14 protein-coding genes are annotated in these 14,295 nt (G+C 39.0%); 5 read left to right on the top strand and 9 right to left on the bottom strand.

Annotated elements, in window-relative coordinates; genetic code table 11:
- From VB713_RS13125 to grxC, 4 genes are all read right to left on the bottom strand, one after another.
- Positions 1–1,297 (bottom strand): filamentous hemagglutinin N-terminal domain-containing protein (locus VB713_RS13125; RefSeq protein WP_323311967.1); only part of this gene is annotated, 1,297 nt, incomplete at its 3' end.
- Positions 1,298–1,525: 228 nt separating this feature from the next.
- Entirely contained in the window at positions 1,526–2,296 is a 771-nt protein-coding gene (locus tag VB713_RS13120; protein WP_323311966.1) for a 1-acyl-sn-glycerol-3-phosphate acyltransferase, read from the bottom strand.
- A 111-nt stretch (positions 2,297–2,407) separates the two neighbouring features.
- Positions 2,408–2,893 (bottom strand): tRNA adenosine(34) deaminase TadA, encoded by a 486-nt coding sequence (tadA, locus tag VB713_RS13115; protein WP_323311965.1) that lies wholly within the window; start codon positions 2,891–2,893, stop codon positions 2,408–2,410.
- A gap of 181 nt (positions 2,894–3,074) precedes the next feature.
- Entirely contained in the window at positions 3,075–3,389 is a 315-nt protein-coding gene (grxC, locus tag VB713_RS13110; RefSeq protein WP_323311964.1) for a glutaredoxin 3, read from the bottom strand.
- A gap of 215 nt (positions 3,390–3,604) precedes the next feature.
- Between grxC and glpX the strand changes: the two genes are divergently transcribed.
- On the top strand, positions 3,605–4,642 hold the full coding sequence (gene glpX, locus VB713_RS13105) for a class II fructose-bisphosphatase (protein WP_323311970.1): 1,038 nt from the start codon (positions 3,605–3,607) through the stop codon (positions 4,640–4,642).
- Positions 4,643–4,771: 129 nt separating this feature from the next.
- Positions 4,772–6,058 (top strand): glutamyl-tRNA reductase, encoded by a 1,287-nt coding sequence (locus VB713_RS13100; protein ID WP_323311963.1) that lies wholly within the window; start codon positions 4,772–4,774, stop codon positions 6,056–6,058.
- A gap of 131 nt (positions 6,059–6,189) precedes the next feature.
- On the opposite strand, the gene VB713_RS13095 is transcribed toward VB713_RS13100, so the two are convergent.
- Entirely contained in the window at positions 6,190–6,522 is a 333-nt protein-coding gene (locus VB713_RS13095) for a metalloregulator ArsR/SmtB family transcription factor (RefSeq protein ID WP_323311962.1), read from the bottom strand.
- 92 nt (positions 6,523–6,614) lie between these two features.
- Between VB713_RS13095 and VB713_RS13090 the strand changes: the two genes are divergently transcribed.
- The 3 genes from VB713_RS13090 to VB713_RS13080 all read left to right on the top strand — a co-directional run bounded on the left by VB713_RS13090 (position 6,615) and on the right by VB713_RS13080 (position 9,105).
- Positions 6,615–7,316, top strand: a complete 702-nt coding sequence (locus VB713_RS13090) for an MBL fold metallo-hydrolase (RefSeq protein ID WP_323311961.1) — start codon at positions 6,615–6,617, stop codon at positions 7,314–7,316.
- A gap of 28 nt (positions 7,317–7,344) precedes the next feature.
- A complete protein-coding gene (locus VB713_RS13085; RefSeq protein ID WP_323311960.1) occupies positions 7,345–7,884 on the top strand; it encodes a rhodanese-like domain-containing protein in 540 nt (179 codons plus the stop codon).
- Positions 7,885–8,232: 348 nt separating this feature from the next.
- Positions 8,233–9,105: a sulfite exporter TauE/SafE family protein gene (locus VB713_RS13080; protein WP_323311969.1), complete on the top strand. Its 873-nt coding sequence runs from the start codon at positions 8,233–8,235 to the stop codon at positions 9,103–9,105.
- A gap of 361 nt (positions 9,106–9,466) precedes the next feature.
- Here VB713_RS13080 and VB713_RS13075 read toward each other — a convergent pair whose 3' ends face one another.
- The 4 genes from VB713_RS13075 to VB713_RS13060 all read right to left on the bottom strand — a co-directional run bounded on the left by VB713_RS13075 (position 9,467) and on the right by VB713_RS13060 (position 14,206).
- Complete coding sequence (locus VB713_RS13075) at positions 9,467–11,278, bottom strand: hypothetical protein (protein WP_323311959.1); 1,812 nt, start codon at positions 11,276–11,278, stop codon at positions 9,467–9,469.
- Between the two features lie 95 nt (positions 11,279–11,373).
- Positions 11,374–11,817: an HXXEE domain-containing protein gene (locus VB713_RS13070; RefSeq protein ID WP_323311958.1), complete on the bottom strand. Its 444-nt coding sequence runs from the start codon at positions 11,815–11,817 to the stop codon at positions 11,374–11,376.
- Positions 11,818–12,003: 186 nt separating this feature from the next.
- Positions 12,004–12,861 (bottom strand): hypothetical protein, encoded by an 858-nt coding sequence (locus tag VB713_RS13065; protein WP_323311957.1) that lies wholly within the window; start codon positions 12,859–12,861, stop codon positions 12,004–12,006.
- Between the two features lie 571 nt (positions 12,862–13,432).
- Positions 13,433–14,206, bottom strand: a complete 774-nt coding sequence (locus VB713_RS13060; RefSeq protein ID WP_323311956.1) for an ABC transporter ATP-binding protein — start codon at positions 14,204–14,206, stop codon at positions 13,433–13,435.
- Between the last annotated feature and the right edge of the window lie 89 nt (positions 14,207–14,295).

The following is a 14,295-nucleotide window of genomic DNA, read 5'->3' as shown; positions in this document are numbered from 1 at the left end:
CAAACTGAATATTATCAGTAGCAGTAATCTTGACAATTCCTGCATTTCCTTCACCGAAAGTACTAGCATCCAGAAAAGAGCCATTCAGCAATTCCAGGGACTGAGTAGAAATTTTTATATCACCTGCATTTCCCTTACGGTAAGTAGATGTTTCTATAAAAGAATTATTAGAGATGAAGATATTTTTATTAACATCAATGTATATATTACCAGCATCAATTGATTCATTGTTCGTACCTGCGATACCACTATTGCTAGTACTTAAAATGGAGTGATTGATAGTTACATTTTCAGGTGAAAATATTTCATCTGAATATTGAGACTTACCAATGAAAATCCGTCCAAGATTTCCCTGACTAGATATATTGCTATTATTAATCTCTATTTGATTACTAGCATTTAGTATAATGTCTCCAGCAAATTCAGAGCTAAAGTTATTAGTACTTAAAGTAGAATTATAAATTAGTATTTTTACAGGTAGGACGGAATTTACAGAATCTTGCCAACTACCAATTCTAATTACACCAAAATTGTTAGCATTTGTGCTAATAATTTCAGCATTTTTAATCAAAACTTGATTACTTGCGTTGAGATTAAGATATGTTCCTGCTTTGATTTCACCAGATAAATAAAGATTGTCAGCATTCAGGGTTAGATTTTTATCAACAGTTAAATTACCTTCATTTCTAATTTCTGCTTGTTGATTTTTCAAAGCATTAACAAATAATGCACTTGATTGGATTGTTAATAAATTACTGCTTTGGGGATTAGTCGCGCTAAATAAACCATTTTCCCCCAATTTAATCCTATCGGCTGTAGTCGCAGTAAATGAACCACGAATATCTAAACTGGCATTTTGTCCAAATATAATTCCATTAGGGTTGATTAAAAATAAATTCGCTGTTCCTTCTACTCCTAACTTTCCGAAAATATTAGAAATATTATTTCCAGTAACACGAGTTAATATATTTTCAATTCCGACAGGGTTAGCAAAATAAATACTCTTACCTGTATCAATATTAAATTCTTGAAAACTGTGAAATAAATTTGCACCTCTAGCAGCACCACCATTGATAAGGTGTTTGAATTCGTTAACTTTGTTAACAATCGAATTTTCTGCACCTAATGTGCTGTCGGGTAGGAGTTGAGCAAAAACCCTCTGATTTGAACAAGCGAGTATTCCTGTTATGGTAACAAGACAGGAGGTAGAAATTAGAACCCAGAGAGGAAGATATTGATTTTCTCCACGCTGTATGAGTCTCAACCGATCAGCACGATGTTGCAATTTATATTTCATTGGCTGTATCTATTAGCAAAATTTGATCAAGATTTATACTTAAATAAATATACCGTGTTACTATGCAAACAAGTATTAAGGTATATAAATTAGTTTTGCTGTTTTTTTTAACCTCCAAAGTAGTTTGTAGAAAATGCTGATATGAATATGCGATAAAAAATCTCTCCAGCATAGTGTTGGAGAGAAGTAAGCATTCTTGGTAAATATGCAAATGTATTTAATTTAAAATTATGAATTGGGCATTTCTGCAAAAGCACTTGATGTTATTTGCGATTCTTGATGGCTGAATTGTTGTAATTTATTTTTTAAATCTGCTGTGAGACGTTTAGCATTTCTTTTTGAACAACCATTGAGATAATCTGCAACTTTTATGGCTTCACCAATGTGAATGTTCACATCTGTACCCCAATTAGGATAAGGTTGGCTGTAATTGATGCTAATGGGGATTATTTTTACTTCTAAGTCTGGGTGAGTAGATGCTGTAGTTAGAGCTAGACGAGAAATTCCTGGCTTTAAGGTGTGAACTTTGCCATCACGATAAATTCCACCTTCGGGATAGATAACTAACATTTCTCCCTGTGCGATTAATTCTACGGCATGACGCAAAGTTGCGATCGCAGGACGTTGGGTATCAACAGGAAAACCTCCCATGCGACGGACAAACCAGCCTTGTATTCCTTGACACTCACTACTTGTCACCATAAACCGTAAATCTCGACCTGTGACACAACGACCGGTAGCATAGGGTAATAGTATGGAATCCCAACGGGAACGGTGGGTAGGGGCTAAAATTATCGGGCTATTGGTGGGTATATTTTCTTGTCCGGTGATGTTAATATTACCAAAAAACAAGGGTAAAACAAAGTTACGTCCCAAAAAATACGCCAGAGGAGTTAACCAAGGAGAAATCCTTGAGGTACTAGAAGCCACTTGAGGATTTACGGGTTGATTTGTTAATTGAGATTGAGAGTTAGTAGAAGCAGAGTCAATTTCCATCATGACGGTGGCTGCTAGTTAGCAAATAAAATGTAACGCAAACTTGATTATCTCCACCGTAGATTTTCTTGAGTAACTTGTGTATTGTGATCTGGACAGTTTCACCTCTGTCTGTTAATTTTGGGTTTGTCGCTTAGTAGCAAACCAAGTCTGCAATTGCTGACGACAAGCTGATTCTAGAACTCCTCCCACTACTTGTAAACGGTGATTAGAGGCGGCACTATCAGGGATGTTGATAACAGTACGAATTGCGCCAGTTTTGGTATCGTCTATTCCATAGACAAGTGTCGCCAAACGTGCATGAGCGATCGCACCAGCACACATCGGACAAGGTTCTAAAGTTACATAAAGAGTACATTGCAGCAAACGCCAACTTTGCAAATTTTTCGCAGCAGCCCGAATCGCCATAATTTCTGCGTGTGCGGTGGGGTCTTGGTCGCGTTCTTTCCTATTTTCCCCTTCAGCAATTAATTTACCCTCTGGGTTAATGATTACCGCACCTACAGGAACTTCCCCCGCCTCACCAGCCACCTGAGCCAATTCTAGGGCGTGATTCATCCATTTTCTATGTGTTAAATATTCTGGGTGTTGAGGAAACATGAATTAGTGTCACGCAGAGGGTTAAGTCGGTCGGCGTTAAAAATTGTCGTTGATATCAGGCAGGGGGCAGGGGGCAGGGAGAAAAAGGGTTTTTTAAGAAAGCAGTTTAATGATGTTAAAATCCTGGCTGGGGGCGAAAGAGGTGTTTCTGTGGAGGAGATAATCTCACGCCCAGAGGATTTTATGCAGCGGCTTGAACCAGCAAGGCATCAAGTTGACCTTTTGTATCCATTGCGTACAGGTCATCACAACCGCCGATATGTTGATTATTGATAAAAACTTGAGGAACGCTGCGGCGACCGTTGGCGCGTTCTGCCATGTTTGCTCTCGCTGTTTCGTCACTGTCAATTTTGTACTCGGTGAATTTAACACCTTTCCACCACAATAGCAACTTAGCACGGATGCAAAAAGGGCAGGTTTGCCAGGTGTAGATTTCTACATTGGCTTTGACTCGCTCTGGGTGGCGATTTAAAATGGGGTTAAGGAAATCTAGCATATTCTGATTCTCAGAGACGGTTGTTAATTTCCTCTAGCCTAGAACATTCTTACTGAACTACAAAAGTACTGACATTTTCTTTCATCTTGGCCACATTTGATATTAACAGCAGTAAAACTTAACTTTTTTCTATATGTATCCGCACTTTGGTAGACTTGAAAACTGAAATAGCCGATAAAACGACGCTAAAACAAGCAATTGAAAGGGTAGACTTTGTGGAAAATACACTTGGGCTAGAGATTATTGAAGTAGTTGAGCAAGCAGCGATCGCTTCCTCGAAGTGGATGGGTAAGGGCGAAAAGAACACTGCTGATGAAGTAGCTGTGGAAGCCATGCGCGAACGGATGAACAAAATCCATATGCGCGGACGCATTGTTATCGGTGAAGGCGAACGTGACGAAGCTCCTATGCTCTACATTGGGGAAGAAGTTGGTATCTGTACTCAACCAGATGCTAAAAATTTCTGTAACCCTGATGAATTAGTTGAAATTGACATCGCTGTTGACCCTTGCGAAGGTACTAACCTAGTTGCTTACGGTCAAAATGGCTCAATGGCAGTTTTGGCAATTTCCGAAAAAGGCGGTTTGTTTGCAGCGCCTGACTTCTATATGCGTAAACTCGCAGCACCAGCAGCGGCTAAAGGTCATGTTGATATCAACAAATCTGCTACAGAAAACCTGAAAATCCTTTCTGAGTGCTTAAACCGCGCTGTTGAGGAATTGGTAGTAGTCGTGATGGATCGTCCCCGTCACAAAGAACTTATTCAAGAAATTCGCACCGCTGGTGCCAGAGTTAGACTCATCAGTGATGGTGACGTTTCTGCTGCTATCTCTTGTGCTTTCGCTGGTACTAATATCCATGCTTTGATGGGTATCGGTGCAGCACCAGAAGGTGTAATTTCCGCCGCTGCTTTACGTTGCTTGGGTGGACACTTCCAAGGACAACTGATTTATGATCCAGAAGTAGTGCAAACAGGTTTAATTGGCGAAAGCAGAGAAGGTAATCTGGCTCGTTTGAAAGAAATGGGTATTACTGATGGAGACCGGGTTTATGATGCCCATGAATTAGCCTCTGGTAATACAGTGCTATTTGCAGCTTGCGGTATCACCCCCGGAACTCTAATGGATGGCGTTCGTTTCTTCCACGGTGGTGCTAGAACCCAAAGCTTGGTTATTTCTAGCCAATCTAAAACCGCTCGATTTGTAGATACAGTTCACTTGTTTGATGAACCCAAGGTTATTCAACTGCGGTAGTAACTTTCACTGGTGATTGGTGATTGGTGATTGGTGATTGGGAATAATGTCTTACCCATCACCTGTTACCCATTACCTATCACCCACTACCCATTACAAATTACCCATTACCAATTACCAATTTAAGAAATGAATATTGCAGTGGTAGGGTTAAGCCATAAAACAGCCCCAGTAGAAGTTAGAGAAAAGCTAAGTATCCCTGAACCTCAAACCGAAAGTGCGATCGCTCATCTTCTCAGTTATCCTCATATTGATGAGGTCGCCATCCTTAGCACCTGTAACCGGCTAGAAATTTACATTGTTAGCAGTGAAATCACTCAAGGTCTTCAGGAAGTTACTCAGTTCCTTTCAGAGCATAGCAAGTTACCTGTTGTGTCTCTGCGACAACACCTGTTTATGTTGCTGCATAATGACGCTGTAATGCATATAATGCGGGTGTCCGCTGGTTTAGATAGTCTCGTCCTCGGTGAAGGTCAAATTCTGGCTCAGGTGAAACATACTCACAAACTGGGACAGCAATACAATGGTATAAAAACAATTTTAAATCGCCTATTTAAACAAGCGTTAACAGCTGGTAAACGGGTACGCACTGAAACTAGCATCGGTACTGGTGCAGTCTCCATTAGTTCTGCGGCTGTAGAATTAGCCCAGATGAAAGTAGAAAATTTATCTCCCTACCGTGTAGCAATTTTGGGTGCTGGGAAAATGTCCAGGTTGCTGGTTCAACACCTAATTTCTAAGGGTGCAACCCAAATCAGTATTGTCAATCGTTCCCGTGAACGGGCTGAAGATTTGGCGAAATTGTTTCCAGAACAACCTATCCAAATCCATCTGCTTCCGGCAATGATGACGGTAATTGCCGAAAGTCATATTGTGTTTACAAGTACTTCAGCGACAGAACCAATTCTTGATCGTGCTAAGTTGGAAATGGTTTTAGAACCAAATTACTCGCTGATGTTATTTGATATCTCTGTACCTCGTAACGTTGATGCAGATGTGAATGACTTGGCAAATGTGCAAGCCTTTAATGTGGACGATTTGAAGGCGGTTGTAGCACAAAATTATGAAAGCCGTCGCAAAATGGCACAGGAAGCTGAAAAACTTTTAGATGAAGAAGTAGAAGCTTTTGATGTGTGGTGGCGGAGTTTGGAAACTGTATCGACAATCAGTTCTCTGCGAAATAAAGTTGAAACCATCCGCGAACAAGAACTACAAAAAGCTTTATCTCGCTTGGGTTCAGAATTTGGTGATAAACACCAAGAAGTGATTGAAGCTTTAACAAGAGGCATAGTCAATAAAATTTTACACGACCCAATGGTGCAGTTACGAGCGCAACAAGATGTTGAAGCTAGACGCAACTGTATGCAAACTTTGCAAATGTTATTTAACCTAGACGCAGGGGAACAGTTTAGTTAGGAGTTAGGAGTCAGGAGTCAGGAGTCAGAAGAATCAAGAGAATAAAAAACGACTATGGTATCTTCTTATCTTCCTGTCACCTGTCACCTGTCACCTGTCACCTGTTACCTGTTACCTATTTACCTATTCCCTTAAATTTTGAATTGTTCTAACTGCTTGGTTTGTTCTTCAAGTCTCACCGCCAAGCGATCGCACACTAACTCACATAATTGGAATAAAATCGGATCAGCTATCTCGTAGATAACACTGACTCCTTCTGGTGTTCTTTTGACAATACCCGCTTGAGTTAAAATTTTCAGATGCTTGGAAACGTTAGCTTGTCCTAATCCAGTCTCATTAATAACCTCGGTAACACTCTTCGCTCCAGTTTTTAAACAACATAACACCTGTAACCGACTAACCTCAGACAGCACTTTGAAATAATCCGCAACTTGACTAAGAGCGCCTGGAAACATCTCTGACATAAAAGACTAAAAAATATTTAATGATTATTTTCCCACTATTCTACTATATAGTAATATAATAAGTAAAGTAGAGAGAAATAGAATTAAAAAAAATGTTATTTCGCCAACTGTTTGACAACGAATCTAGTACATATACTTACCTAATTGCTGACGAGAAGACAAAAGCAGCGATTTTGGTAGATCCTGTCTTGGAACAGGTAGAACGGGATTTGCAATTAATCCAAGAATTAGGTTTGACATTGCGATACTGCTTAGAAACCCATGTTCATGCAGATCACATTACTGGTACAGGTCAATTGCGTCAACACACTGGATGTTTAGTAGTTGTCCCAGAAAAAGCACCTGTCACCTGTGCTGATAAATATATTAAAGATAGAGAAATTATACAACTCGATGAAATAGTAATTCAAGGAATTTCCACACCAGGACATACAGACAGTCATGCAGCTTATTTAGTAAATAGAGAAAGATTATTAACTGGAGATTCCTTATTAATTCATGGTTGTGGAAGGACTGATTTTCAAGGTGGTAATGCAGGAACTTTATTTGATGTAGTCACACAAAAATTATTTACCCTTCCCGATGAAACCTTAGTTTATCCAGGACATGATTACAAAGGGTTTACAGTTTCAACAATTAAAGAAGAGAAGCAATATAATCCCCGATTTATTGAACATAACCGTGATAGTTTTATTCAATTAATGTCTAATTTAGACTTACCAAATCCTAAAAAAATAATGGCAGCAGTACCAGCAAATAAACGTTGCGGTAATGCAGTTTTAGTCAAGAATTAATCCCAGCAATTAAATAACAGGTAAAATCATGACCACATCTTTAAATTCTAAACTACAATTAGTTGATACTGATACTGTTCAAAAATTGATTGAGCAACAAAAAATCCAACTCATAGATGTACGAGAACCTTCAGAATATGCAGCAGAACATATTCCCGATGCTCAACTTTTACCCCTTTCTAAATTTCAGCCAGAACAAGTATCCTCAACACAGGGTAAAGAAATTATCATTTACTGTCAATCAGGAAATCGTTCCAATCAAGCAGCACAAAAACTTGTTAATTCTGGATTTACAGAATTTAAGCAATTAGAGGGAGGAATTACAGCTTGGAAACAGTCAGGATATCCAACTAAAATCAATAAAAATGCTCCAATTAGTTTAATGCGTCAAGTACAAATTGCTGCTGGCTCATTAGTCTTTATTGGAACTATCTTATCTGCTTTCGTTTCTCCTTGGTTTTTGATTTTAACTGGCTTTGTAGGAGCAGGTTTAGTTTTTGCAGGAGTAACTAATACCTGTGCAATGGGAATGTTATTAGCTAAATTACCTTACAATCAGCGTGGATAGAATCTGAAGAGATGTTTCATTAAGCGTCTCCATTTTTAACAGAAATAGGACTTATGCAAGATTAACATATTTTCGTCATTGCGAAAGTCGGGAAGCAATCTCAAACCTATATTTGGGAGCATCCCAATAGTTGTCGTTTAAGGCTCAAAAGTCATTATATGGTAGGTTGGGTTGAGGCACGTATCCCTGACGGGAGGCGAAGCCATAACCCAACATTATCAAGGATTTTGTTGGGTTTCGCTGTCGCTCAACCCAACCTACATTTCCTTAACCGAGCAGTATTGGGGAGCATCCTGTGCATAAGTCCAGAGAAACAAATCAATCATAAAATATAAATTACAAATTATGATGACATGGATATTAGGACATATTCTAGCATCTGGTATTGGTATTAGTTTAGGCTTAATAGGTGGTGGTGGTTCTGTATTAGCATTACCTATTTTAGTTTATGTAATGGGAGTACCGACTAAACCAGCTATTGCTATGACTTTAGTAATTGTTGGATCTGTGAGTTTAATTGGTTTAATTCCCCACTGGAGAAAGGGAAATATCAATTTCAAAAAAGCATATATTTTCGGTTCTGCAACTATGTTGGGTGCTTTTGTAGGGGCAAAAATTGCTGCTTTGCCATTTATTACTGGCAGTTTACAAATGTTGCTATTTGCAATCATGATGTTGTTGGCAGCAGCTTTAATGATTCTGAGAAGTTCCAAAAAAGCTGGTAACAAATCTCCCGAAGAAATTGATTTAGAACTTTATCCACCACCAATTTGTAAATATTGTTGGTTATGGTTATTAACTGAAGGATTAGGAGTAGGAATTTTAACGGGATTAGTGGGAGTTGGAGGAGGTTTTGCAATTGTTCCGGCTTTAGTTATTTTGGGTAAAACGCCCATGAAAGAAGCAATTGGAACTTCTTTATTAATTCTAGTTGCTAATGCCGTAGCTGGATTTTTAGGGTATTTGGGACAAGTTGAATTAGATTGGCAATTAATAGGAACATTTATTATTGCTGCTAGTTTAGGCAGCTTCTTAGGTGCTTATTTATCTCAGTTTATTGATGGTAAAAAATTGCAAAGATATTTTGGTTATTTTTTAATAGCTGTAGCGACTTTTGTTTTATTTCAAAATCAAGGGGCATTTCAGAGAAAGAAGGCAGCAAATTGGCAACATGGACGTTATCAAGTAGGAATAATAGAAAATAAAAAGGCTCTTCGGTAGTTGTTATGCCAAATATGAGTTTATTTACCCCAAAACCTTTATAAATAAAGAGCTTTGTTGTTTTTGATGCAAATTTATGTTTAATCAACCGATGGATTAACCTACAATTCTTATATGGCAAGGATTTTAAGATTTTATGATTTAATTTAGCATAGTAAGTACCGAAGAGCCATAAAAATATAGTAAATGAAAGTGTTTAATAAATCGGGCTTTTCTGTCTTTACGTGAAGGGTAAGTGTTCACAAAGGTAATTGGTGACTCAAATACTTGTGAACACTTACCAAGTCCGGATGCACGGAAACAGGTGCGTCTGGTTTTGAAGGAAGGGGTGAGATTATAGCGATATATTCCTGCTACTCGACTACGGTGATGCCCATTTTAACAATCCTTTAGTTCGAGTTTGACGGAGTGCTATTCGCAGCAGGAATCTGATAAGTTTATCTAGACCACCACCTAGCGGACCATAAGTAATAGTAGTTCCCGACAGAGAAGCATTAGCTCTCAAGCCATCAATATAGATCCATTCCATTACTGCGGCTGGAGAGAGAAGTTGACAATAATGCATTCCACTTGCAGAAGGGATAAAGTAATTGGTGGGAGTTTTCATCACCCTCGCTCTAACTTGATAAAATTGCTCGTCATTGATCCTGACGTAGTTATACTTGGGATAAACCCATATCCAGAGTGGACCTGCGGCAATAATCGGCACACTATCTTCTCCCATACCCATTTCGACACCAAAAGCCTTAAAGTATTGCCGAGCTTCTTCCCCCGCGTTTTCCAATGCCCACTTGTAAGCGTACTGATTGATTTGATTTCCCCTGGAAGCCCCATCCGTTTGTTCATAATTTGGATTTAGAACTCCTGCCTCTGTCCATATTTTTTGGCGCGAATTGAGTTTAGCTCGTAAAGAAAAAGCTGCTATTGGAAAAAAGCCAGTATCAAAAGAGTCTAGAAAATTATACAGTGCTTGGGTGACGCTACTAATTGTTAGTGTACAGTCGGACTGCCCAGCACAAGAATTGCGAACCTGAGGAAGATGAACAGAAGGATGACTAAAGGGATTGTAAGTATAGGAACGATGGAAACTATCGATGACATTTAAGCCAAACGAGACAGGCGATAAATCGCTACTTGCCATGATCGGATTTGCATGATCTTGAATCCAAGGTGAGTAGGGTGTGCATTCTGGATTGTTGCGTGGATTATCTTCTTGAGTACAGTAACAAGCCGGTTTGAAGCCGTTATACCCTTCCATTATCAACGCATTGAGAAGTGGCTGGAGGAGTTGCTGGGTTTTGATGCGTTCTTCCTTCAGAAAATTACTGCTGGCTTCAGCATTGACAGTTTGCAATATTAAGCAAATAAAGTTATGAGCTAACTTGCCAATTTGTAGATGAACTTCTTCCTCTGATGCTCTCGGTTTAAGGTCAAAATCTGCTACATAAGAAGGTGCTTTACCGGAAGCAAATTGCATATGAGTTGCCCCGTCAATAGCAACAACAGGAAAGTTTTCTATAGCAGTTAGTTCCGATGCATTCGACTGTTGATACCAAAACCCTGTTGCAATGCGTGTAATTCGAGCCAGCCCGTCTAAAGTGCCACCAATAGTTAAAGTCGGAACGGGATACTGAATAACCGTTTGCCCTGCTTCATTTAATTTGGACACGTATCCTTTTTCTAAGAAAGAACCCATCAAGATTTGTCCTTTACCACGCGCAGGAAAACTCTTGAGGTATTTTTGAATGGCAATCCCACCTACAGAATGGGCAACAAAGAAGATGTTATCCGTTTCTGGCATACCTTCTTTTCTCATTTCCTTGATCGCCTGATCGATCGCCAGCCCTATTTCACGCGGAACTGGAGAATTGCCAATAAATTTAGGAATACTCACCCAAATACTTAAATCTGGGGCAGCATTTTGAATGGCTTGTCCAACTGGACAATACTGCTCAACGGAGATGTCTTCGCCTTGAATCAAGATGATGACGACTTCAGTTCCTCCTTCGTGAATCGGTTTGAGGACTATTGGCGCTCCCAGCCAATTATAGGCATATGTTAATTGAATGAGAACAACACACAGTAATAAAAAGCCTGTAATTGCAACTCCGACCCAGAGTAGGTGGATTATTGAATCTTTAACTGAGCCGTTTAAATTAATAGCTGCGATCACAAGGCAAGTCAAAAACAATGACAAAAAGATGGTAAAACTTTTGCCTAACCATAAGAAATTTTTGCAGGGCATTGTTGTTAATCTATGTTGTATAGTTACTGAGCTACTTGCGTCGTTTCTTTACTGGCAGCAGTTCTGAGTTGTTGAATAAAAATAATACTCAACACAAACAAGATCGGACCAGTCACTCCGCCTGGGAAATAATCATGGAAGAAAAGCCAAGTGCAAATGTGGAATGCTCCATTTAATAGCTCAATAATTGCCCAAGTCCACATAAAGTAATAGCCCCATTGACTTTTTTTTTCAGCACTAGGCACAGAGCCTAACATTAATGCAATGATGAGATAATTGAGAATTGCAAACAAATCTGCACTGATCTCAAAAATGGGAATCCAGGGAAAGTATTGATGCAAAGCTTCGCTCATGATGAGGAAGCGAGTGTAAAGCTCGGTGTATGTTTCTTCTATACTGTGAAAAACTTGGACAAGTCCCAAAATCCAGTAGTTCTGAGCGATTTTTGCAGGTTGATCGTTAAGCATTATTGTTTAGTAGATAGTTATTACAAGTGGAAAGAAAGACCCAAATTCACCTCATAGGCATAAAGTAGGCAAATACGGCAAATACATAGACATCTCCAGAAATTAGCTGTTAGCATTTGCACAAGGCATTTCGATTTATTCTCGGAGATGTCTATGAATTATTGCTCTATAGTTTTTCAACTTAGTTTATGCGTACATAAGAGCAATGATTTGAGTGATGCCAGCAGCACCCAAGAATACTACCGCCAGCCAGTGCCAAAATTGATTGAATGTACTTTCAGCAACTAATCCTTCGGTTGCTCCTCCTAGCAGTAAGAAGACCGCAGTAATTAATGCTGGAACTAATCCATATACATGGATCATGGCAATAATGTAAATAAAGGTTGCAATGGCAAATGTCACTAGAATCCCAATAGGAATTGGAAACACTGGACGTTTACCTTGTCCAAAGTCAACATAGAAAGTTGACAAAGGTGTTCTAGGAGCAATGTAAAGCCAAACAAATATTGAGCCTAGAATAATCAGAGTCCAAGGATTGGAAATTGTCAGGAAACCAATCTGCCATTGTTGTATTCCGTAAACTCCAATTATGAACATGATGGCTGCAACTGATTGATAGGCAAACAGTAACTTATAAGCTGCTTCGCGCAGTCTTTCATTGTTATATTGGCCGCGATTTAAAGGTTGATCTTGAAAGGGTGCAACCTGCCAACCTTCATATTCATGCATCACAATTGGAGCAAATCCAGCCAAAATTTGGAATACGGGAGCCATCATCAACCAAAAAATTGATTCATAGGATGCGTGTGGAGGAAAGCTATAAAGAGCATAGGCAACACCTAGTTGAGTTAAAAACAAAGCATAGTGAAACAACTCAACTATGGTTAACGCTAAAGGTTGAGCAAATTTAAGGATTGATTGCTTTACTGGTGGATATTGCCATACCCAACCAGGTGATGGGTAAATATCCGGTATATCTGTTATGTTTTCGGTTTCTGGATACTGAGGAGTAACTTCTAGATTTTCTCTGGGAATAGGTGTCATACAGTGAAGAACAGTTATAATTTTAGATTCCGATGAAAGGCATTGATCAACGCCAAACGGTAATGCTTGAATTAGGCTTATCTAAAAAGATACCTAGCTTTTTAATTTCAAATTTCAGTTAAATTCAGGACTATGAAAATTCAGTTAAATTCAGGTATTCCAAAACCTGATTTTTCTCGTTAAGTATCGAGAAGATTGCTTTTTGATAAGGGATTCCAGAGTATAAAATATACAAATATAGCGGTTCTCGGTTGAATGAGATACAAGAACCCCACCCCCAACCCCCTCATCGCTTGCGATGAGGGGGCTATGATATATCTCATCCAAGTGCATAACGTTATCATAAAAATGATAATCATTAAAATAGAGAGAAACTCCCTCTCTCTTCCCCTTTTGTAATAAATTCAATATTTATGCTCAATATACTTCGCAAGGCAACAATTTGAGCTTTTGCTTAAAGGGGATATATGGATGTAAAAACGCAAGTTATGACCGTCTCAAGTATAATTAAAAACGTGAGACCGTCTTGACAATTCCAGGTGAGAATGCGATCGCAAATGTCGTCAATTAATTATTGCCCTAAATATGCTTCTAAAACTTTATCGTTTGTTTGAATTTCTGCGGGAGTACCGACAGCTAAGTTTTGTCCTTCAGCTAATACCCACACACGATCGCACAATGACATAATTACATCCATATTATGCTCAATAATTAAAAAGGTGAGACCGTCTTCGCGGTTCCAGGTGAGGATGCGATCGCATATATCGTCAATTAATCGCGGATTTACCCCCGCAGCAGGCTCATCTAACAAGATTAACTTAGGGTTAGTCATCAACGCCCGTCCCATTTCCAGCAGTTTACGCTGTCCCCCAGACAAACCACCAGCGTAATCATTAGCTTTTTTTTCTAACCCCACAGACTCTAACAAAAACATCGCTCGTTCTTTTAGCTGCTTTTCTTCTTTAGCGACAATATGCGGTTGAAATTGGGTTTGCCAAAAATTCTCACCGGTTTGTTTTTGTGCTGCTAACAGCATATTTTCTAACACCGACAACCGTGAAAGAGTCCGCGCTACTTGAAAAGTGCGGATTAGTCCTTGTTGGGCAATTTGGTACGGCTGCAAATTATGAATGGGTTCACCATCAAAAACAACTCTTCCCTTATCAGGGTGAATGAAATTAGAAAGTAAATTAAATAAAGTAGTTTTACCAGCACCATTAGGACCAATTAAGCCAGTAATGCCGCCTTTTGTAACTTCGATATTGGCATCTTTAACAGCTTGGATACCACCAAAACTTTTACAAAGTCCACTAGCGGCTAATAGGGGAAGTTGGTTATTTATCATAATAAATTCATTCTCAATTTTTTTATTTTTCCTCAACCAATTACCAATTACCAATTACCAATTACCAATTACCAATTACCAATTACCAA

Source organism: Anabaena cylindrica UHCC 0172 (genome assembly GCF_034931625.1).
Taxonomy (GTDB): Bacteria; Cyanobacteriota; Cyanobacteriia; order Cyanobacteriales; family Nostocaceae; genus Anabaena; species Anabaena cylindrica_A.
The sequence above is the reverse complement of the archived record's forward strand: the minus strand, read 5'-3'. Positions and strand labels throughout refer to the sequence as shown.

What these genes read in the sequence shown, in the direction of transcription:
- VB713_RS13120 (WP_323311966.1), bottom strand. Translation starts at nt 2,296, where the DNA reads ATGATGGAAATTGACTCTGCTTCTACTAACTCTCAATCTCAATTAACA.
- tadA (WP_323311965.1), bottom strand. Translation starts at nt 2,893, where the DNA reads ATGTTTCCTCAACACCCAGAATATTTAACACATAGAAAATGGATGAAT.
- grxC (WP_323311964.1), bottom strand. Translation starts at nt 3,389, where the DNA reads ATGCTAGATTTCCTTAACCCCATTTTAAATCGCCACCCAGAGCGAGTC.
- VB713_RS13100 (WP_323311963.1), top strand. Translation starts at nt 4,772, where the DNA reads ATGAATATTGCAGTGGTAGGGTTAAGCCATAAAACAGCCCCAGTAGAA.
- VB713_RS13095 (WP_323311962.1), bottom strand. Translation starts at nt 6,522, where the DNA reads ATGTCAGAGATGTTTCCAGGCGCTCTTAGTCAAGTTGCGGATTATTTC.
- VB713_RS13090 (WP_323311961.1), top strand. Translation starts at nt 6,615, where the DNA reads ATGTTATTTCGCCAACTGTTTGACAACGAATCTAGTACATATACTTAC.
- VB713_RS13085 (WP_323311960.1), top strand. Translation starts at nt 7,345, where the DNA reads ATGACCACATCTTTAAATTCTAAACTACAATTAGTTGATACTGATACT.
- VB713_RS13080 (WP_323311969.1), top strand. Translation starts at nt 8,233, where the DNA reads ATGACATGGATATTAGGACATATTCTAGCATCTGGTATTGGTATTAGT.
- VB713_RS13070 (WP_323311958.1), bottom strand. Translation starts at nt 11,817, where the DNA reads ATGCTTAACGATCAACCTGCAAAAATCGCTCAGAACTACTGGATTTTG.
- VB713_RS13065 (WP_323311957.1), bottom strand. Translation starts at nt 12,861, where the DNA reads ATGACACCTATTCCCAGAGAAAATCTAGAAGTTACTCCTCAGTATCCA.
- VB713_RS13060 (WP_323311956.1), bottom strand. Translation starts at nt 14,206, where the DNA reads ATGATAAATAACCAACTTCCCCTATTAGCCGCTAGTGGACTTTGTAAA.